Source organism: Spirosoma validum (assembly GCF_014699035.1).
GTDB lineage: Bacteria > Bacteroidota > Bacteroidia > Cytophagales > Spirosomataceae > Spirosoma > Spirosoma validum.
Genome location: NZ_JACXAA010000003.1, coordinates 54,806 through 76,467, shown reverse-complemented (window position 1 = coordinate 76,467; position 21,662 = coordinate 54,806). Strand labels below are relative to the sequence as shown.

Annotated in this window: 16 protein-coding genes; 11 read left to right on the top strand and 5 right to left on the bottom strand. The window is 48.7% G+C overall.

Annotated features, from left to right (window positions below):
- Positions 1-24 precede the first annotated feature (24 nt).
- From IC230_RS09060 to IC230_RS09045, 4 genes are all read left to right on the top strand, one after another.
- Positions 25-1,005, top strand: coding sequence for a hypothetical protein (locus tag IC230_RS09060; RefSeq protein WP_223860527.1), 981 nt, complete (start codon positions 25-27; stop codon positions 1,003-1,005).
- A gap of 144 nt (positions 1,006-1,149) precedes the next feature.
- Positions 1,150-3,339 (top strand): outer membrane protein assembly factor BamB family protein, encoded by a 2,190-nt coding sequence (locus IC230_RS09055; protein WP_191038680.1) that lies wholly within the window; start codon positions 1,150-1,152, stop codon positions 3,337-3,339.
- A gap of 160 nt (positions 3,340-3,499) precedes the next feature.
- A complete protein-coding gene (locus IC230_RS09050) occupies positions 3,500-4,816 on the top strand; it encodes an enolase C-terminal domain-like protein (protein ID WP_191039278.1) in 1,317 nt (438 codons plus the stop codon).
- 110 nt (positions 4,817-4,926) lie between these two features.
- Positions 4,927-6,831, top strand: a complete 1,905-nt coding sequence (locus tag IC230_RS09045) for a GSCFA domain-containing protein (protein ID WP_191038679.1) — start codon at positions 4,927-4,929, stop codon at positions 6,829-6,831.
- Between the two features lie 137 nt (positions 6,832-6,968).
- On the opposite strand, the gene IC230_RS09040 is transcribed toward IC230_RS09045, so the two are convergent.
- Positions 6,969-7,148: a hypothetical protein gene (locus tag IC230_RS09040; protein WP_191038678.1), complete on the bottom strand. Its 180-nt coding sequence runs from the start codon at positions 7,146-7,148 to the stop codon at positions 6,969-6,971.
- 53 nt (positions 7,149-7,201) lie between these two features.
- Positions 7,202-7,654, bottom strand: a complete 453-nt coding sequence (locus IC230_RS09035) for a VOC family protein (RefSeq protein ID WP_191038677.1) — start codon at positions 7,652-7,654, stop codon at positions 7,202-7,204.
- 610 nt (positions 7,655-8,264) lie between these two features.
- On the opposite strand from IC230_RS09035, the gene IC230_RS09030 reads away from it, so the two are divergent.
- Complete coding sequence (locus IC230_RS09030) at positions 8,265-8,591, top strand: YXWGXW repeat-containing protein (RefSeq protein ID WP_191038676.1); 327 nt, start codon at positions 8,265-8,267, stop codon at positions 8,589-8,591.
- Between the two features lie 362 nt (positions 8,592-8,953).
- Here the strand turns inward: IC230_RS09030 and IC230_RS09025 are convergent, their stop codons facing one another.
- Both IC230_RS09025 and IC230_RS09020 read right to left on the bottom strand, forming a co-directional pair.
- Complete coding sequence (locus tag IC230_RS09025; protein ID WP_191038675.1) at positions 8,954-9,364, bottom strand: RidA family protein; 411 nt, start codon at positions 9,362-9,364, stop codon at positions 8,954-8,956.
- Positions 9,365-9,566: 202 nt separating this feature from the next.
- The gene (locus tag IC230_RS09020) at positions 9,567-10,574 is read right to left on the bottom strand and encodes a helix-turn-helix transcriptional regulator (RefSeq protein WP_191038674.1); all 1,008 of its coding nucleotides are present in this window, start codon (positions 10,572-10,574) and stop codon (positions 9,567-9,569) included.
- 370 nt (positions 10,575-10,944) lie between these two features.
- Between IC230_RS09020 and IC230_RS09015 the strand changes: the two genes are divergently transcribed.
- The 5 genes from IC230_RS09015 (at position 10,945) to IC230_RS08995 (ending at position 17,129) form a co-directional block, all read left to right on the top strand.
- A complete protein-coding gene (locus IC230_RS09015; protein WP_223860525.1) occupies positions 10,945-13,278 on the top strand; it encodes a TonB-dependent receptor in 2,334 nt (777 codons plus the stop codon).
- Between the two features lie 23 nt (positions 13,279-13,301).
- Positions 13,302-14,555 (top strand): DUF4374 domain-containing protein, encoded by a 1,254-nt coding sequence (locus tag IC230_RS09010; protein ID WP_191038672.1) that lies wholly within the window; start codon positions 13,302-13,304, stop codon positions 14,553-14,555.
- Positions 14,556-14,688: 133 nt separating this feature from the next.
- Positions 14,689-16,020 carry a PepSY-associated TM helix domain-containing protein gene (locus IC230_RS09005; protein ID WP_191038671.1) on the top strand — a complete coding sequence of 444 codons (1,332 nt, stop codon included), beginning with the start codon at positions 14,689-14,691 and terminating at the stop codon, positions 16,018-16,020.
- A gap of 42 nt (positions 16,021-16,062) precedes the next feature.
- Positions 16,063-16,341, top strand: a complete 279-nt coding sequence (locus IC230_RS09000; protein ID WP_191038670.1) for a transcriptional repressor — start codon at positions 16,063-16,065, stop codon at positions 16,339-16,341.
- Positions 16,342-16,406: 65 nt separating this feature from the next.
- Complete coding sequence (locus IC230_RS08995; RefSeq protein ID WP_191038669.1) at positions 16,407-17,129, top strand: DUF4198 domain-containing protein; 723 nt, start codon at positions 16,407-16,409, stop codon at positions 17,127-17,129.
- 108 nt (positions 17,130-17,237) lie between these two features.
- Here the strand turns inward: IC230_RS08995 and IC230_RS08990 are convergent, their stop codons facing one another.
- Positions 17,238-18,392 carry a glycoside hydrolase family 43 protein gene (locus tag IC230_RS08990; protein WP_191038668.1) on the bottom strand — a complete coding sequence of 385 codons (1,155 nt, stop codon included), beginning with the start codon at positions 18,390-18,392 and terminating at the stop codon, positions 17,238-17,240.
- A gap of 345 nt (positions 18,393-18,737) precedes the next feature.
- On the opposite strand from IC230_RS08990, the gene IC230_RS08985 reads away from it, so the two are divergent.
- Positions 18,738-21,623, top strand: a complete 2,886-nt coding sequence (locus tag IC230_RS08985; protein ID WP_223860523.1) for a sugar-binding domain-containing protein — start codon at positions 18,738-18,740, stop codon at positions 21,621-21,623.
- Positions 21,624-21,662: the final 39 nt, after the last annotated feature.

The following is a 21,662-nucleotide window of genomic DNA, read 5'->3' as shown; positions in this document are numbered from 1 at the left end:
TAAATCTACATAGAATCAACGCTTATGAAGCAGGCAATTATTGTTTTGGTTGTGCTGGCTGGCATGATCAGTGCCGTTCTGTTACCCCCGTTTCCGCAAACGGACATTTCGAATGGAGTAATTCAAGCGAAGATCTACCTCCCAGATTCAACGCAGGGGTACTATCAGGGCGTGCGCTTCGACTGGTCAGGCGTGATAGCCAGCCTTACGTATAACGGACACAGTTACTTTGGGCAATGGTTCGACAAATACGACCCTAAACTGCACGATGCCATCAGTGGTCCCGTCGAAGAATTTACGCCGATTGGGTATGAGCAAGCCAAAATAGGCGAAGACTTTCTTAAAATCGGTGTTGGCTCACTACGTAAAACAGCCGATGCTCCGTATCGGTTTGCTACGTCCTATCCTACTGTAAATTTAGGAAAGTGGACAGTAAAGCCTGGAAAAGACGCGGTTGAATTTACCCATGAACTGACCAATGCCGCGGGCTATTCGTACCTGTATCGAAAAACGTTGAGATTGCTACCTGGGAAACCAACGTTGGTATTGGAACATTCGCTGAAGAATACAGGGCGAAAACCGATTGAAACGACCGTTTACGATCACAACTTTTACATGATCGACAATCAGCCGACTGGACCGGATGTTTCCGTTACGTTCCCGTTTACCTTACAAACGAACGACAAAGCCCGGGGGCTCGGAACGCTATTCGAAACACGTAACAATCAAGTTGCGTATCTCCGGGAACTCGCGAAAGGGGAAAGCACACATTCATACTTAACTGGTTTTGGCGATACGTCTAAAGATTATGATATCCGAATTGAAAACCGTAAAACTGGCGCGGGTGTGCACATCACCAGCGATCAGCCAATTGCACAGCTGGCTTTCTGGTCGATCGCCACGGTGGTTTGTCCAGAACCTTATGTTCGCATAAAAGCTGAACCGGGGCAGGAATTCACCTGGAAAATCACCTACGACTATTACGTAAAATCAGAGGCCAAGTGATTACTCAGAATTAGACCTATACACGATCGGTCGGTATGACCCCATCGGGGTCAAATGTCTATAGCCAATGGTGTCTCTATAAACGTCTGACCCCGATGGGGTCGTACCGCTAACCGATGTAATAGCCATTTTAAACAGGATTCCATGAAGCAGATACTACTACTCGGATCGATTGCTATGCTGGGGTTAACACTCATGGCTGTTTACCCAAATCGAAACGACGTAACGATTGATACGCCAGGCAATACTGATTGGGCTAGCTATGGCGGCAATAAAGCTGGAAACCGGTATTCAACCCTTAGCCAGATTAATACCGGAAACGTTAAAAACCTTAAAGTCGCCTGGACGTACGATGCGGCCGCTGTCGACGGTAAGACGGGCCGTCAGCCGGAGATTCAATGTCAGCCTATCGTCGTGAATGGGGTACTTTATGGCAATACGCCGAAACTGAAACTATTTGCGTTACGTGCCCACTCGGGCGAACAGCTCTGGACATTCGATCCGTTCAACGGTAAAACTCCTCGTTTTAGCCAGAATCGGGGTGTATTGTACTGGGAAGAGGGCACGGACAAGCGCATTCTCTATTCGGCTGGCCCAACGCTGTACGCCATCAATGCCCTGACGGGCGAGCCTGTCGCTCAGTTTGGTAAAAACGGCGAAGTGGATTTGCGGGAGGGTTTACTGGATAACGCTACCGTTGATATTACGAAGCTGTCGGTTTCGGCAACCAGTCCGGGGGTTATCTACAAAGATTTGCTGGTGTTGGGAGCGACCGTATCCGAATACGGCGATGCTGCCCCGGGACACGTACGCGCATTCGATATACGTACTGGCAAAATTCGCTGGACATTCCATACCGTTCCTCAACCGGGTGAAGCGGGCTACGAAACCTGGCCAAAAGACGCTTACAGGAAAATAGGCGGAGCCAACAATTGGGCTGGTATGGTTCTCGACGAGAAACGGAACATGGTTTATCTGGGTACCGGTTCGCCCGCCGTCGATTTTTATGGAGGAAGCCGGGCTGGGCAGAACCTGTATTCAGATTGCGTTCTCGCCCTGAACGCCGAAACGGGTAAACTGAAGTGGTATTACCAGACGGTTCACCACGATCTATGGGACCGTGACATACCCTGCCAACCAAATCTGATTACCGTGACCCACAAGGGCCGCAAAGTGGATGCCGTGGCTCAATCTACGAAAGATGGGCTAATTTATGTGCTTGACCGCGACACAGGCGAATCGCTCTTTCCGGTTGAGGAGCGGGCCGTACCAACGTCAGGATTGCCAGGAGAGCAGCCGTGGTCCAAACAACGCTTTCCACTGAAGCCCGCCCCATTCGCCCGGCAGGTATTCACCGAAGCAGACATTACCGATCGCACACCCGAAGCTCATGCGTTTGTGAAAGAGCGGTTTCAGAAAACCCGATCCGGCAATAAGTTCATGCCTCCAAGTCTGGAAGGAACGTTATTCTTTGGCATTGGCGGGGGGGCCGAGTGGGGTGGTAACGCAGCTGATCCGGATGGAATCCTGTACCAGAATTCCAACGAAATGGTCTGGGATTTGAAAATGGCGGATTTGGCGGCCCGTAACGCCGAAATAGTTTCGAAAGGGAAAACGCTTTATCAGACCAACTGCGCAGCTTGCCATGGAATCGACCGGAAAGGCAGTGGTGACGCCTACCCAAGTCTGGTCAATATTGGGAGTCGGTTGTCGGGTCAGGATATACAGGCTATTCTGAAAACGGGGCGAGGCCGGATGCCATCCTTCGAGCATATTTCTGAGCAGGACCGTAGTACTCTCGTCCGGTTTTTGCTTAATACCGAAGCCAAAGCCAGCGAAACCGGCGATCAGCATAGCGCCGGAGCCCCAACGGCTTCGGTAGCCAAATCCGAGTATCCTTACATTCCGCCTTACATCAACAACGGCTGGACGCGCTTCGTCGATCCCGATGGATACCCAGCCGTAAAACCACCCTGGGGAACGCTCAATGCCATTGACCTGAACACGGGAGACTATCTGTGGAAAGTTCCGCTGGGTGAGTTCCCCGAACTGACTAAGAAAGGTATACCAGTAACAGGCACTGAAAACTACGGCGGTCCGATTGTTACCGCGGGTGGCCTGGTCTTTATTGCCGCTACGTATGATGAGCGCATTCGTGCCTTCGATCGGAAAACGGGCAAAGTAGTCTGGGAGTATCAACTTCCGGCGGGTGGTTTTGCCACGCCCATTACGTATCAGGTGAACGGAAAGCAGTACGTCGTTATTGCGGCTGGTGGCGTTAAAAACGGTCATAAACCAGGCGGTTCCTATATCGCGTTTGCGCTGCCCAATTAGGTATCACGGATTTTAATCCGTACCTGAGCTGGTCTAAAAACGGGTTAAAACCCGTGATACCTCAAAATAAACCTGTTAACCATTTAAGTCTAACTCTATGAATACAAGCCGTGAATCAAACGAGAATCAATTTAATGCCAACCGCCGGGATACGTTGAAGATGCTGGGTTTCGGCTCATCGGCTGGGCTGTTGGGCCTCTTCGGGGGCATGTCAACCGCTGAAGCCCGGGAGCAACAGGGCAAGCCGCAATATGCCGTTGGGGCTCCTCCCGTCAAAATCAAATCCGTCAAAGCCATCGCCACAGCCCCGCAGGGATCAAACCTCATCGTCGTCAAAGTCGAAACCACGGAACCCGGACTCTACGGACTCGGCTGCGCTACGTTCACCCAGCGGGCGGCCGTCGTCGTGGTGGCCATCAATACGTATCTCAACGAATTTTGTGTCGGTAAGGACGTCGACAACATCGAAGACATCTGGCAGGGGGCATACGTCAGCTCCTACTGGCGTAATGGTCCCGTGCTCAATAATGCGTTGAGTGGACTCGATCAGGCCCTGTGGGATATTAAAGGCAAACGCGCCAAAATGCCCGTCTATCAGCTGCTGGGCGGCAAAGTTCGCTTCGCCATCCCCTGCTATACCCATGCGGGGGGCAATACCCCCGAAGCGGCCGCCGACAGCGTCAAGAAGTTTATGGAGCAGGGCTTTAAGCACATCCGCATTCAGCAGGGCGGTTACGGAGCCGTGGGCGCTACGTCCGATAAGCCCGACTTCAAAGTGGCTGGATTTGGGGGGGAAACGGACAACTACATGAACGTGCAGCTGTATCTGAAATCGGTACCCAAGATGTTCGAGGTGGTACGCAAGCAGTGCGGAGACGAGGTTGAATTACTGCACGACATTCATGAGCGGGTGCAGCCCATCGAAGCCATCAACATGATCAAAAAGGTGGAAGAGTACCGACCCTTCTTCATCGAAGACCCTTTCTCGCCCGAGAACATGAAGTGGTTTGCTCAACTTCGTCAGGTCACCTCGGTGCCGATTGCGATGGGTGAGCTGTTCAACAACGTCAACGAGTTCAAGGAGCCGATGGTCAACCAGTGGTTCGATTTCATTCGGATACACGTATCACAAATTGGGGGCATTACCCCGGCCATGAAGGTAGCCCGGTTGGGCGAATGGTTCAATGTGCGCACCGCCTGGCACGGTCCGGGGGACGTATCGCCGGTGGGTCACGCAGCCCATGCCCACATCGACCTGGCGGTGTGGAATTTCGGCATTCAGGAAGCGGTATCGTTTTCGGACAAGATGAAGGAGGTCTTCAGTGGTTGCCCAACGATGGACAAGGGCTACATGTCGGTTAACGAGGTGCCGGGCATTGGTGTAGACATCAACGAGAAGGAAGCGGCCAAATATCCCATCAGTACCAAATCCAACTGGCAGGTGCGCAAGATGGATGGCACCCTCATCCGGCCGTAATCACCAGCGAGTAATTCAGCAATACGAGTCACTTTCAACTGCGATACGCTTTGGAAGTGACTCGTATCGCTATTTTTAGTTGAAGGCAGCAAAAACGGTAGAAATTTTTTATGAAAAAGCGGCTGTGGCTGTTTAAGGGAATCGCAGTGCTCTTGCCCCTATTTGTACTGGCATTGGTAGAGCTCTTACTTAGATTGTTCGGCTATGGTCATGATCTAAGTCTGTTCGTTGAAGATTCTGATCGCAAGGGCTATTGGGTCATGAATCAATACGCATCAGAGCGGTATTTCACAGAAACCGAAAACGCGACCATCGGTAATTTTGAACCCTTTCCGCAACGCAAAGCCAATGGTACGTTACGGATTTTTGTGCTGGGCGAGTCAACCACGATCGGTTATCCGTATATGCACAACGGTTCGTTTCACCGGTGGCTGCAATACCGGCTAATGCACACCTTTCCCGATAAGGAATTCGAGATCATCAACCTGTCGCTGACAGCCGTCAATTCGTATACCGTCTACGGCTTTGCCCAGGAATTAGTCGATTACGCCCCCGACGCTGTACTGCTTTATACCGGTCATAACGAATACTACGGTGCTTTAGGAGTTGGCTCTACTAACGCTATAGCCCATAACCCTTCGCTGATGCGGCTGGTAATCAGGCTCCGTGATTTCCGTCTAATACAACTCATTAATCAGGCCGTGAGCGGGATTCGAAAGGCCGTTTCGAATCAGAAAGTGGATTTGCGGGAGAATCTGATGAAACGCATGGCAGCCGATCAGCAGATTCCATATGGTTCAGCAATCTATCAGGCAGGTATCGTCCAATTCAAAACCAATCTGAACGACCTCTGCCAGCTTCTGAGCAACCGGAAGATTCCAGTTTTTATCAGCAATCTGGTCAGTAATGAAAAAGATTTAAAACCCTTTATCAGCGCTCCGGGTGACGGTGCTTCATCTGCTCAGGCGAAATTTCAGGTCGCCAATCAAATCTACGCGGAGAACAATTTTGGCGAAGCCAAAAAGGCATACATACAGGCGAAAGAACTGGATCTTCTACGGTTTCGAGCGCCCGAGGCTATGAACCAGATCATTCAGGACGTAGCAATCAAGTATCCGGGCGTTACGTTGGTCGATACGAAACGATTCTTTGAAGAACACTCGCTCCACAGAATCTTAGGCCAGGAAACGTTGCTGGAACACGTTCATCCGAATGTCTATGGGTACGCTCTGCTTTCAGACGCATTTTATGAGGCAATGAAAAAGAAGCAGTTGATTCCTTCTGATCGCCGGGGTGAAATGTCGTTCACTACGTTGAGGCAGCGTATGCCCATTACGGCTGTAGATTCACTGAAGGGCGCTTACGAGATAATGATTCTGAAAGAAGGATGGCCATTCAACATACCGATGCCACCGGAAGAGAAGCGGACCAAAACGGTGGAAGAGCAGTTGGCGGGAGCTTTGGTCGTGAAGCAAATTAATTGGCGTGATGCCATGAACCAGCTGACTAATCACTACGTAGCGCAGAATAACCTGGCTAAAGCGTTACAAGTAACGGAAGCGCTATCGCTGGAGTACCCGTACGATCCGGCTTTGTGCCAACAGGCAGGTAAACTGTGCCTAAATCTGAATGAAAATGACCAGGCCGTTACGTATCTGAAAAAGGCTTTTCGTCTGGAAAATACATTCGATGCCGCGCAGAATCTATTCATTACACTACTAAAACTAGACCGGCCCGAAGAAGCGGTACCGTATCTTAACTACGCAGCTGAACATAACCAGTCGCAGTTTAGCTTAAATGAGCTACAAACGTTTGTACAACAATTGATTGCAGTAAAGCAACAGTTCGTAAAGGACACTACCAACGTAACGTTAAGCAATCAACTGGCTGCCAGCTATCTCAAATTTGCCAACGCAACGGCGGCCGCTAAATATGTAGAGAAATCATTACGACTCAGTAGTCATAATGTAGATGCTCTTCGGTTAAAACAACAAATTCAGGCGCTGAAAAAATAAGGTGCTTTATAAATCATAGGAACCAAACGAGCCTTTATCTGGACGGCCTGCATAGGCCGGTACATGAGCCCGTAGTATCTGGATTTGACCTAAAAAACAACTGCTAACCGAAAAGTTGTCTTTGAAATCGGCAGGTTTTAATCTTTATTCAGTTTGTGCCGAAACAGCAGAAAGAGCACTAGAAACGTTACTTCGCCTACTAGTGCCCAGGCTTGCGATTCGACTTTCCAATGAAAGGGTTTCCATTCGTCACTTAAATAAGCGATACATACATAACTAATCAGCAAGCTTACGACGACAAGTCCAAGTGTTCTCATAGACCCATATTATCCAGTTTAGCCATGCAGACACAGCCCTTCTTTAACTTGGCTCATAAATCATCAATGCTATTGTGGGTGATGACATTACCTTGTTCATCCAACGGGATGTAAGGATTATAAGCCACTTCCAGTACGTTGCTTTCTGGATCAGTAAAGTAAAAAAAGTATCCACCAAACGGCGTGTTCTGCGGTTCGCCTAACATGTGAACGTTCTTCTTTTTCAACTCTTCGAACAAATGATCCACTTCTTGTCTGGTCGGTACGTTATAAGCTAAGGTAAAGGAACGGAAACCACTTCCTTCAGGGGCTAGACCCGCCCCCTTAGCCAGACTCGTTCGACCAAAAAGACTGAACAGAAATCCATTCAGCGTATAAAAGACAATGTCTTTGTTTTCAGCCACTGTTGGCCAGCCGATGATTTCGGAGTAAAACTGTTTCATGGCAGCTAAATCGTCGACACCTAGCGTAATCACACTCAGTCGTTGTTCCATTGTCTTGTCCATTGTTACGTCAGAGGAGATAAACCTGAAAAGCAAACCCTAACTCAATTATAACCAATTCATTAATCAGCGTTTTCGTGAATGTTTTCAGATGCACATTTGATGGGTTTAACTGAACGGTAATTATTCAATAACTGCCTAGTTTAATCCCTAACATACGTCAGCCGATTAAACCTAATGGATATACAAAGCAATAACAAGCCGTTTCATCGATACTGAACTTATTGACCTGATGTAAACTAAACTCCTATAAGTACAGTCATTTTACGAGTGTCTACGTCTGGGCAAGGTCAGGTGTTAATAAATTCCGTAAGCCATCCTGGAAGTAGCTACCCTGGCACGGGCAATTGGCAGCAAAATCACTGGATTTGTAGTAGTCCTATTCCCAACCTAGACAGGATATTTTAAGAGTTTTGTCAGGTTAGATTCTGTCAACAAGACTATATATCAGCAAAATTGTCCAACAATATCGTTCTCAGTTGGGTTGATAAGTAGCCAGGTTTAAAACTTTTCGGTTTATAAACCATAGCCTAGTAAAGATAATTGGAGCAGAAAATGGCCATCTCAACCGAAGAATGAGCTGCTTTTCTGCCGAACTTAATCAGTAAACGCTATGAAAACGAACGTGAAAGTATTGGTATTAACGAGCTTGTTGCTCACCGCGTTGTGTACAGTCGATGCCGATAATGCCACAGCCCAGGTACCTGGGCCCAGAAGGGTTATCGTCGTTCCAAGTGCCCCGGCCGTCCGTCAAGTATGGGTACCGGGTCATTACATCCGTCGAGGACGGGATTATCTGTGGGTAAATGGCTATTATCGAACAGCTCCTGCTCGGTATGCTACGTATTCAAAACCAGCCCGGTATAAAACCTGGAATCCCGGTTATTGGCGACAAACTCCCCGTGGAAAAGTTTGGGTTGACGGGTACTGGAGTTATTAGTTTAATGCAGAAAAAACGTCCTGAGTTATCGCTCAGGACGTTTTTTCTGCATTAAACTACTAGTACGTTATCACTTGATTTTCCAGCGGCTCTCTTTCCATAACCGGTCCGGTCAACTCAACCTTGGCTGAGCTAAACCCTGAAGAAATAGTAGCAGTGAGCCGGAGCACTATATCGAGTAACTCAGCCAACTAATGATGGCAATCTATAATGGATCTGAGTATCATGGTCATCTGGACCTACCTACGGATTAATGAACCGGGCTACCGGAGTTTATGGCGCTAGAGTAAGCGCCATAAACATCATCAGTCAATCAATCCGTTGAACGTAGTCTATAATCAGACCTGTTTCCCTCTTCGTAATTATTTTTCTCTTTTGAAGGCAACCGCTTCAATTTCGACTAAATAATCAGGATTTGCCAAACCTGCGACCACAATACCAGAAATAACAGGCGGGTTACTTAATTTTTTCAAAAAACCCTGTGCCCCTTCAAAGCCCTTTCGTACGTCCTGTCCCTGTACAATGTAGATTGTCAATTTAAACAAGTCGTCTAACGTTGCACCGCAGGTATTTAAAGCAATTTCAATATTTTTCAACACATATTCTGTTTGCAGGGCTATATCACCTTTCCCAATTATTTCCAGGTCTTTTGTGATTGCATTCTGTCCACCAATATAAATCGTACTTCCACTTCCGTTCGTAATAGCAATCTGAGAGAAAGCAGGATTTTTCAATAATTCGTCCGGGTTTAGAAATTCTATGCTGGAGTTCATATTTCGTTTACTTTATGGATGCTGTTTACACAATGACTACCAACCGGTGACTAATCCCGTTTAATTAAAAGTAAAGACTACCCCTGGTATAATAGTATCAAATTATAAAAATGCAGTTCACGGTCTCGTATCGCGCCCTTCACTCAGACGACTTCTAGCTTTATCTTTAAAAACCACTCGCCTGAATTACCAAAAACGATATTCATATTTGTTGGGATAGGCCCGGAATTGTTCGCATCGCACTTGGAAGCAGGCCATAGAATTGTTTAAAGGCTACCGTGAAATGAGCGGGGTTTTTATAGCCTACCCAATACGAAATCTCGCTAATGCTCTTATCACCTTCCAGCAACCACCGCTTAGCTTCTTCCATTCGCTTTTTGGTAATATAGCCTAAAATGGTCGTGCCCACTTGCTCCTTAAAATTCCGCTTTAGGTTGAACTCATTTAGTCCTATCAGTTTCGCCAGCTCGACAATCGTGGGCGGATCAGTATAGCGAGCATCCAGCAGTTCACGGGCTTCCGTTATTTTGACTGAGTTGGCTTTTTTCAATGGCTGATTTATCAGTTGATTACCCTGTATCTGTTCCAATTGGAGCATTAGGAGTTCGATTATCCTGGATTCCAGAAATAAACGCTTCAGACAGCCCGTTCGCTGAGTGGTTCGCATATCTTGAAGGAGCCACGCCATAGCCGGGGTTATGGGTAAGTTTTTAGGCGTAATGAAACCGGCTTTGTGCTGCCTGACCCGGGCTGCAAATTGCCGATGTAGTTCACAGCCAGGAGGCAGTAAGTGAAAGTATACCTCCCTAGGGATAATGATGACGCTGTAATCCTGCTCTGAAGCCGGATATGCATACGTGCTTTTTGATTTGGGCATATAACTTATGTTATGCTGTCCACTGGAAAAGCTATGTTGAGTTGGCCGCCCGCCCATATGGACCTGACTATCACCCTGTAAGGCAAAGTCCAGCTGAATAATATCCGTTTCAACCTCCTTGATTAACTGAATGGGCTGAGTTAATTGAAAATCACAATGAGCCATTAAGAAATCACCTGTCGTAATCTGGGTATCGGTAATAAGACCAATTTGTTCATCCTGAATCGCGACCCGTCGCTCCGTAAACAGTTCGGGATTATGTTCTTCGGAACCAGCCATTTCCTCCCGACGCAGGATTGTAGCCTTTCCTTCAACTTTTATCATTATTTCCATATTGGCCCGATTTCGGTAGTAATACTCCCATTTACGATACCTATCACAAGATTTCGAGCTGCAAATTTGCATTAAAATTTAATTAATCTAAATAAGAATAGTTATCAACACTACGTCGCTGACCGTCAAACGCAGAAGATGGTACTGGCTAGTTGTCCATCAGTTTCACTATGTATGCGCCAATATGCTTAATAACCAACTTGTTCACTCTCTCAGCAATGTCAATAGCTTTTTCCGGAACACGCGCTCTGTAGCGCCCTAATTACACCACGCTCCTTGGTTATGGGCATCGATTAACTGAACACAATAAAACACCGTATACTCCGTCCCAATGCCTCTTAGAAAATTACTGTATACAGGACTCGTCTGTATGTTATCTTATCTTGCCCATGCCCAATCGACGGGCGCCTTACGTGGACGAATTGTCTCCGAAGAGGGCGATCAGTTGATGGGAGTGACCGTTATGCTGGCGGGTACCTCGAAGGGAATCAATACGGACGAATCGGGTAATTTTCAACTGGACAATCTCTCGCCTGGTACGCACACCCTGACAGCTTCCTTTGTGGGTTACCAAACTCAGCAAAAGACTGTAACCGTTAAATCCGGTGAAACTCTCCGACATAATTTTCGACTGGTCTCATCGACCCAACAACTGGAGACGGTATCCGTGATCGGACGTAGCGAAGCCAAAGAAGTTTGTCGGCAGGCATTCAACGTAACGGCCATTGATGCGACGAAACTCCACAATTCAACCCTCGACTTATCGCATGCGCTCGACCGGGTGTCGGGAGTTCGGGTTCGTGAATCGGGTGGCGTTGGATCTAACTTCAATTTTTCGCTGAATGGTTTTACGGGTCGCCAGGTGAAGTTTTTTATCGATGGCATCCCAATGGACAATTTTGGCTCATCGTTTCAGCTCAACAACATTCCCATCAACCTAGCCGAACGGGTCGAAGTTTACAAAGGGGTTGTACCCATCTGGTTAGGTTCCGACGCTCTGGGGGGTGCCGTTAACATTGTTACGGGAAACAGACAGCGGAATTATTTGGATGCGTCGTACTCCTATGGTTCATTCAATACGCACCGTACCGCCGTTAATGCGGGGGTTACGACGAAATCGGGTTTTACGGTTCAACTAAACGCCTTCCAGAACTATTCGAACAACAACTACTGGGTAACGGTCGATGTGGCCGACATCAACACGGGTGAATATTTTCGCAATCAGCGCGTCCGACGGTTCCATGATACGTATCGCAATGAAACGATAGTGGCCACTGTCGGCGTAGTAGGAAAGCGTTTTGCCGATAAACTTTTGTTCGGTATTACGTTGGGCCAGAACCGCGCCGAGATTCAGACGGGTGCCCGTATGGTCAGCGTATTTGGCGACTGGTACCGGCGGGGCAACATCGTCATGCCCAGTGTCCGGTATCAAAAAGATAACCTGCTCATCAAAGGGTTAAACGTTCGGCTGACGGGTAATTTTAATCTGGGTCAGGAGCAGAACGTCGATACGGTTTACCGGCGCTATAACTGGTTTCAGCAGTATAAACAGTATCCAGGAAAAGGCAGTGAACGTGAACGATCGCTCTATAAATTCCGCAACAACAATGGGTTGGTAACGGCCAACGTCAGTTACCAGATTTCCGAAAAGCAGGCGCTGAGCATCAATAATGTGTTCAATACGTTCAATCGGACGGGTTCCGACGAGTTGAATCCGACGAGTGCGAACTACGAACAGCCGCGTGTCAATACCAAGAATGTGCTGGGCATTGGCTACAAATACGATTACAGCGAACGCTGGAATACGTCCCTGTTTATCAAGCATTTCTCACAGAATAACAAATACGGCATCACGTATAACCCCAGCGGTACTTACGGCGATGTTGCCTACATGACCCAGAAAAACGGGTTTAATCAGCTAGGATACGGCATCGCTACGTCTTTTTTTCTCCAGAAGAATTTACAGCTGAAAGCCTCCTTCGAGAAGAGTTACCGGTTGCCCGAAACGGATGAGTTGTATGGTGACCTGCTGAATCTGGAAGGCAACATCAACCTTAAACCCGAAACCAGCCGAAATTATAACCTTGGTTTCAGCTACCTGACGAATCTGGCGAAAGTACATCGGTTCAGCTTTGCCGGTAACGTACTTTACCGCGATGCACAGGGCTTCATTCGGCCCCGGCTCAACAACAACCAGACCAAACAGGTCATGGATAATCTGGCCGACGTAACAAACCTCGGCTTTGACGGCGAAATCCGTTACTCCTACCGGCAATTCCTGACGGTGGGTACGAATCTAACGTATCAGAACCTGCGGAATAACACCCGCTACGAAGACGGCTATACGACGGAAAGTCCGCTCTTCCGCGATCGAATCCCCAACATGCCTTTCCTGTTCGGGAACGCCGATGCCTCCCTGTTTCTGCGCAATGTGGGTGGTCAGGGGAACACCCTGTCGGTCGGCTATAATCTGCTTTACGTACACGCTTACTACCTCTACTGGCCCAGTTTAGGCCAGGATAAGCTGGATATTCCGGAGCAGTTGGCGCACGACGTCAATCTGGTCTATGCGCTGGCGGGTGGCAAATACAATATCGGCTTTGAGTGTAAAAACGTACTCGACAGTAAGCTGTACGACAACTTCAGTCTGCAAAAGCCAAGCCGCGGCTTTTATGTGAAACTCAGATACTTCGTTGGTAAATAATCGCTTTCAATTTTCATACAACTATGTTTAACACGAATAAATACGTACTGACAGTGCTGGCTATTGGCCTGTCACTGACTGCCTGTAAAAAAGAGGAATCAGAACTTAATCCGGGAACGGGCACGCCAACCGATGGCTCCAAGGTAAAATTCATCATCTCGGCCACGCCCGTTGGTTCACAAGGAGTTGCGGATTACTTACTAACCGCCGATACGCTAACGAAAGGTACGGTCTCAACGAAAGGATCGGGCATTGAGCAGGACGGTACGTACCGGTACTACGTAACGCATAAGAACCGTTTTTTCAGTCTGCTTTACGGGCAGGGAAATCCGGGAGCCGTAACAACATACGTCGTTAACTCAGCCGGAAAGCTGGAAAAAGTATCGGATTTTCAGGCCGAAACGGTTCAGGTTTTCGCCCCGATGAAAGATGACGTCGTCACGGTGAAAGTACCTCGTTCGGGTAACGAAAGTGCGTCGTTCTATCGCATCCAGGCCGAAAGTTCAAAGATTGTCGGAGAAGCTCAGGTTAATATCGTGCAACTGGCCGGTAACGGTGAACGGGCGCACTTTACGTGGGCCACGCAGGTAGGCGACAAACTCTTTGCGCCCTACATGAGTATCAAAGGCGTAGCGCCCGACGGGTTTGGCACCAGCTATCCCGACAGTGCCTGGGTAGCCGTGTTGTCGTATCCCGATTTAAAAGTCGAAAAAGTGATCAAAGACAATCGGACCAGTTTTATCGGCCGCTATTTCACCGACGGACTGGCCGTTGATGAGCAGGGTGATACGTATGCGTTCTCGTCGGGCGTAGCCACCAGTAGCAGCAAACTTACGTCAACCAAGCCATCGGCCATTACGCGGATTAAGTCGGGCACAACCGAGTTCGATAAGACCTACCTCTTCAACGTAGAGCAGGCATCGGGTGGCTACAATTTGACTACCCAGTTGTACGTCGGTCAGGGCAATTTCATTCTGACAATGACCTCGGCGGCTGAAAAAGGGGCCTATGCTGTAGGTAAAAAGCTAGCTGTTGTCAATGTCTACAACCAGACGTTCAAATGGGTGGATGGATTACCGGCGGTCAGCGAAATCACACAATTGGCAGGTCGGAATAACTACTCTCCCAAAGACGGCAAAACGGGCTTCATTGGCCTTACGCTGACAGATGGAGCCAGCTACATTTATCAGGTCGATGCCTCTACTGCCAAAGCGACGCGTGGCCTGAAAGTAGACGGTGGTACCATTCAGGCTATCAGTACCTTAACCTACAAATAATCGCGCAGCTTGCTACGTAGCCAACAGGGGTGTCGTGTAAATGCATTGCCATTGCCACGACACCTCTATAGTCTATTTCTGATATGATCGCCTGGCAAACCTAGTTGCATAACTTTTTATTGTTCTCTCGTCTATGAGCCTCAAGACCGTCAAAAAAAAGAAAGAATCTTCCCGGTCGCTTTTCTACCGCATTTCTGCCTGGCTACATCTGTGGCTGGGACTCATTACGGGCATTGTCATGATCATTGTCTGCCTGACGGGTTGCATCTGGGTGTTTCAGGACGAAATTACCAGCGTATTTCTCGAACCCGAATCGAACGTTGCCCGGCAGGAAAAACCAGTCATTCAGCCGTCGCAGATTATGGCCATTGCCGGACAGGCGTATCCGGGAAAACGGGTTTCTTATGCGATGTATCATCAGGGGAAAGCCATCGAGGTCAATATCGGCGGGCGACGCAGAGGAGGTACGACACTTAAATTAAATCCTTACACCGGTCAGATTATCAGTAAAACAGAGCGCAAAGAAGGGCAGGTAAGTTTCTTTCGCTGGATTCTGAACGGACATCGTTTTCTGTGGCTACCCTTCGAGATCGGCCGACCGATTGTCAATTACAGCACCCTGATTTTCGTCATTACGCTCATTACGGGCATGGTCTTGTGGTGGCCCCAGAAATGGACAACGAGTACCCGCCAGCAAAGCTTCAGCATCAAATGGAACGGTAAGTTCAAGCGGGTCAATTACGATCTACACAACGTACTGGGCTTCTATTCGCTGCTTGTTGTCATGGCCATCAGCTTAACGGGCATGGTGTATGGCATCGAATGGTTTAGCAAAGGTTTATACTGGACAACGTCTGGCGGCAAAACCCTCCCCGGTTTCAACGATACCCACTCAGATACGTTACAAACGCGCCGACCCTACACGCCCGCTCAGGCGATGGACCTGGCCTGGAACAAAGTGGCTCGCAAACATCCGGAAGCGAAAGGATTTTATATGACTTTCCCGGATTCTTCCGAACGGAAAACGGTCATTAACGTAACGGTGTATCCATCTATCGGGAAGTTTTACGACAACCAGGGATACGCGTTTGACCAGTTTACCCTAGCCGAAATGCCGAAACATGAAGTGTATGGCACTTCTTTTTCGGAAGCTCCGGCCGGAGCTAAACTTCGCCGGATGAACTACGATATTCACGTGGGCTCGATTCTAGGACTTCCGGGCAAAATCCTGGCCTTTTTTGCCAGTCTGATTGGCGCCAGTCTGCCGATTACCGGCTTTATTATCTGGTGGGGAAAACAGAAAAAAGGAAAGAAAGGGAAAGGCAGGAAGTCGAAAGAAAGTGCGGGAAAACTTCCCAACGCCGTTCCATCAGCCCAAGCCATCCGACCTTCGCCCATCAGAGCCGCTAACGGAACTGTTCTTTTACCCACTGTACAACCGAACTCAACACCTGGACTTGATTGAGGGGTTGGGTAACTGGATAATACACCGACAAAATACCGCTACATGAACCAGATACTTTTGGATCAGATCATTGCTTATTCCAGACAGAAAGGTTTCCGGCTGGCGAAAAAACGGGTAGCGGTTGCCATGGCACTCAACCAGATTGACACCGATACGGATGCCGATTCGCTCTGGATTTTCCTGCGCAGACAATACCCCCGGATCAGCCGGGGAACCGTCTATCTTGCGTTGCAATGGCTAACAAACGCCGGAATCAGTCAGCGCACGGTCCGTCAGGATCGAACCAGTATTTACAGACTCGCGCGCGCTGCCTGTTTATAACGACTTCTGGAAGGTAGTACAGAATCAACTCAATCATTTCACACGTAACACGATCATAAATTAGTATGAACCGTCTCTTCACCCTTTTTACACTTCTTTTCGCACTGGCATCTGTCGACATATACGCACATGCATTATGGCTCGAAACCAATCCAACGGGCAAGCTTGGCCAGAAACAGACCGTCCGGATTGTTTATTCGGAACCCGGCGATAAACCAGAAAAAGTAGCCGACTGGTATTCGGACGTGAAATCGTTCGAACTTTGGCTAATAAGTCCTGACAAGCAGAGAACGAAGTTGACAACGCTTGCCGGTGATGATGCGTACACGGCTGAATTTACGCCAGCGAAAGAGGGTATCTACACGTTGCTGATTGGGCATTCGGCAAAGGATTTGGGCGGCACGACCAAATATCAATTTAATGCCAGTGCGCTCGTTACCGTAGGCACTTCCCACACTGGTAATAGCCCCGTAGTTAATTCAAATGAGTTGACTGTTTTTACGGATGCAAGCAAAACGTATAAAGCCAATCAGCCCGTAAACCTGTCGAGCTTATTTAAGAGCAAACCAGCTGAAAAAATTCAACTGACTGTTTATTCGCCTAGCGGCTGGTCGAAACAAATCCATACAAATGCCGAAGGCGTAGCTGAATTTACTCCCCTCTGGCCAGGCCGTTATTTGATAGAAGCCTCGAAGAGCGAAAAGGAAACGGGTGAGCAGGGAGGCAAACCGTACCAGTCCGTATGGCGATGCGCTACTTACGCGGTGAACGTAGCGAACGACAAATAAACCGAGCGGCCGTAACGGTTTTGCCCAACTGCAACTAAAAACAGACAATCATAGACTGAGTATAGGCCCTTACCGGTGTCGTAACCCACATCGATTCAGTACGTACCATTAATCCGTTGTTACGCCTGATGGCATTTTTTGGGGCGTAGTGGTGGGGCCTAGGATCGTTATTCGCCCGTTTTTCACGTCCATACGGTCGATACAGACAACTCGCTCGTCACCTGTTTTATCCGTTCTGGCATGGTAGACGCAGAACATTTCTTTGCCATCCGGCGAGTAGGCAATGCTGTTGTGCCCCGTGCCGGTCACTGCACCACCCTGGTCCGTATTTTTCTGCAGGACTGGATTGTTAGCCGCTTTTTTATAGGGACCCAACGGTGAGTTGGACGTAGCATACCCAATGGCATAATACCGACCACCGAAATGATTGGCCGAATACATCATGTAATACGTATTGTCTTTTTTGAATGTAACGGAGCCCTCCGTCCAGCGCCGGTTTACTTCGCGGGCCGTAACGGACCGGCTCTCCCATTCGGCCTGCTTGTCGTTGAGGGCCACAGGTGGCCGCAGGATCAGAACGGGCTCACCAACGACGCCGGAAAAATCGGGCTTGAGTTCAACGCCGTACACCCAGCTTTCTTCAATCTCCTTAAACCAACCTTTATTCCGGGCTAGATCGGCTACTTCGCTTTCGACCGGATGTTTGTAGCAGCAACGCGAATAATAGAGGTAGACTTTGCCATTCGTATCAAAAAACACATTGGCATCGATGATCGGATACCCAGGATCAAAAATCGGTTTGTCGGTCAGGTCAATAAAGGGCCCGGTGGGCTTGTCGGCAACGGCCACACCGATCCGAAAATTTTCCACTTCCTTCGTTGGATTCTCTTTCCATTGTGCGCTGTAAAGCAAATAAAACTTCCCTTTCACCTCATATACTTCAGGTGCCCAGTACGCTCCACCCCAACTGGCTTTAGGGTCACTCCAGCCATTTTTGTTGTTGTGGAAATAGACCTGCCCTTCAGCCTTCCAGTTCACCAGATCTTTTGATGAATAAGCCGCAAATCCCTTGTCCGCTCCTCCCCCAGTACCATACAGGTAATACATGCCCTGAGTTTGCAAAATATAAGGATCACCGAATTGCACCGGTAAGGGATTAACATACGTGGCTTTGGCCGCGACCACGCTCTGTGCCGTTTGAGCCATCAGATGTCGCCCAAACAGCGTAGTGACAATAAAAATCAGAAAAAATACTTTCTTCATCGCATTCTGTGAATTACGCTTGACCAACCTTCCGGCCTTTTTCGCCAAAATTTAAATGGCTCATTGGTCCAGCTTAGAGGTTTCAACTTGTATACAACCAGTTCCTTAGCAATTTATCCTGGCTGGAGAAGTAAACAAAGGCGTTCTGCGAGGCATTTATACCCATATTTTCCAATCCGACAGCCTAGCGTATGCTTACGTACTCAGCCATTACACTCACTGGCTGTAGTCATCAAATTATCCATCTTTTCCCAAATAAGCTCTATGGTTTATCTAATATGATTTTGTGTTTTTTGCATGATGATTAGCCGGCTACTATGTTAATAAAAACGGTTAACCAGTGCAATGATGCAAAAAAGCAGATTGTATATTTTTCTGATGACGATTGGATTGTCTCTGGCTAATCCACTACAATCAATCGGCCAGAACAAGATTTCATTATCTGGCGAGTGGCAACTCCGTTTGGACCCGAACGATCTGGGTTTGCGGCAACACTGGTGGCAGGCAAACTACTCTGATCGCGTTAAGCTGCCCGGCTCGTTAACCGAAAACGGGAAAGGAAACGACGTAACGCTCCAAACGCCCTGGGTTGGCGATGTTATCGACAGTACGTACTTCGTTGCTGACAAATTTAAAAAGTACCGGGAGGGCGACATTAAAATACCGTTCTGGCTTAAACCCGTCAAATACTACGCGGGTCCGGCCTGGTACAAACGGCAGATTGACGTACCCGCCGACTGGTCAAAAAAACGCATTACGTTAAATCTGGAACGCTGCCATTGGGAAACGATGGTCTACGTTAACGGGCAGTTTTGCGGCACCCGCAATAGTCTGGTCACGGCGCATCAGTTTGATTTGACAAAGCACCTCCGGCCCGGCAAGAACACGATCGCCATTCGCGTCGATAATCGGTATAAAATCCATCTGGGGCCTAATTCGCACAGCGTTGCCGATCATACGCAGACAAACTGGAACGGGCTCGTCGGCGAGCTGTCGCTGACTGTTGGTTCGCTGACGTATATGGACGATGTTCAGGTGTTTCCGGACCTGAGCGCCAAATCAATTAACGTAGCACTTGCGTTTCGCCAACCCCGCCATCAGACGTTTCGCGGAAAAATTATTCTCCAAGCGCGGCCTTTGCAGACTACTAGCGCAGCTCTGCCAGAAATAACGCAGCCCGTTAGTTTTTCCACCGAAACCACTACGCTGACACCAACGTACCTTATTCCGACTCCCCAACTCTGGGATGAGTTTACTCCTAATCTATACAAGCTGGTGGCTCGCCTGGTGGATGATCAGGGGCAGTTGGTGTCGGAAAAAGAAGTGACGTTTGGCATGCGTGAAATGAGCACGCGCGGTACTCGCCTGGCCATTAACGGACGACCGATTTTTCTGCGGGGCGACGTCGACTGTGCAGCATTCCCCTTAACGGGCTACCCACCGACGACGGAAGCGCCCTGGGAGAAAATCATGAAAACGGCCAAAGCGTATGGTCTGAATCACCTGCGGTTTCACTCGTGGTGCCCACCCGAGGCCGCTTTCAACGTAGCAGATCGGCTCGGTATCTATCTATACGTAGAAAGTCCGCTCTGGGCGAACCAGAGCAGTGCCGTCGGGACCGGTGGCGTAGTGGATGAGTTTATTTATCAGGAATCGGAGCGCATTCTTCAGGCGTACGGGAATCATCCTTCTTTTTGCATGATGTCGTATGGTAACGAGCCGGCGGGCGCTGATCAGAATGAGTTTTTGGGTCGTTGGGTTGATCACTTCAAGCAAAAAGATAAGCGCCGACTCTATACCAGCGGTGCGGGCTGGCCGATGCTTCCCGAAAATCAGTTTCACATTCATTCCGACGCCCGAATTCAGCGGTGGGGCGAAGGGCTAAAAAGCATCATCAATGCTGGAGCGCCTAAAACGAGCTACGACTGGCGGGAAATTACCAAAACGGCGACGGCACCTTACGTGAGTCACGAGATCGGTCAGTGGTGCGTTTATCCGAATTTCAAGGAAATGGCTAAATACAAGGGCGTTGTAAAGCCAACCAATTTCGAGATTTTCAAAGAAACGCTGGACGAAGCGGGTATGGGCGATCAGGCCGAAGCGTTCCTGCACTCGTCAGGGCGCTTACAAACCCTCTGCTACAAAGCGGATATCGAAGCCGCGCTACGTACCCCCGGTTTCGCCGGATTTCAACTATTGGGACTGCATGATTTTCCGGGTCAGGGCACGGCGCTGGTGGGGGCACTGGACGTTTTCTGGGAATCGAAAGGGTACACGACGCCGGAAGAATACCGCACATTCTGCAACCCAACGGTTTTGCTGGCCCGGATGGATAAGCTCATCTATGAGAACAACGAAACGATGCAAGCCGCTCTGGAGATCGCCCATTTCGGTGCTTCGGACTTAAAAAATCAGACCATCAGCTGGCAATTGCTGGATGCGGACGGGAAAGCGAAACGTAGCGGTACGCTGACGAAAGACAACGTAGTGATCGACAATCTTCAGACAGTTGGGACGATTCAGATACCACTAACCGGCTTCAAAAAACCAGAGATGCTTACGCTAAAAGTCGCGCTGAAAGGCACCGACATCACGAACTCGTGGAACGTGTGGGTGTATCCGGCGAACGTAAACGCCGATGCCGCAATGGGCAAGGTTGTCGTTGCTCATTCGCTGACGCCGGATGTAGTAAACCAGCTCCAAAATGGTGCCAATGTACTGCTACTGCCGTATGGTCACGTAAAACAAGGCAAAGGGGCTGAAGTCGCGATTGGCTTTTCCACCGTTTTCTGGAACACCTCCTGGACCACTAATCAACCGCCACACACGCTGGGCCTCGTTTGCAACCCGGCGCACCCGTTGTTTGCGACTTTCCCAACCGAAAACAGCAGCAATTACCAATGGCAGGATATCGTCAGTCATTCCCAAACCATTATTCTGAACGATTTTTCAAAAACGCTACGTCCGCTGATTCAGCCGATCGATACGTGGTTCGAAAACCGTCGGCTGTCACTGGCCTTTGAAGGACGGGTTTGTAAAGGAAAACTGATGGTTTGCAGTGTTGATCTGGAAACCGATATCGCCCGGCGTCCATCGACCCGCCAGTTGAAATACAGCCTGCTTAACTACATTAACAGCAACCAGTTCAACCCAACAAACGAGCTGGCTATTGACCAGGTAAAACAGTTGTTTCAGGAAGAAACGTCACTGGTAACTCCGGGTAAGAAATGAGTAATGAATTCATCTATTACGTGTTCTGTGATGTCGGTT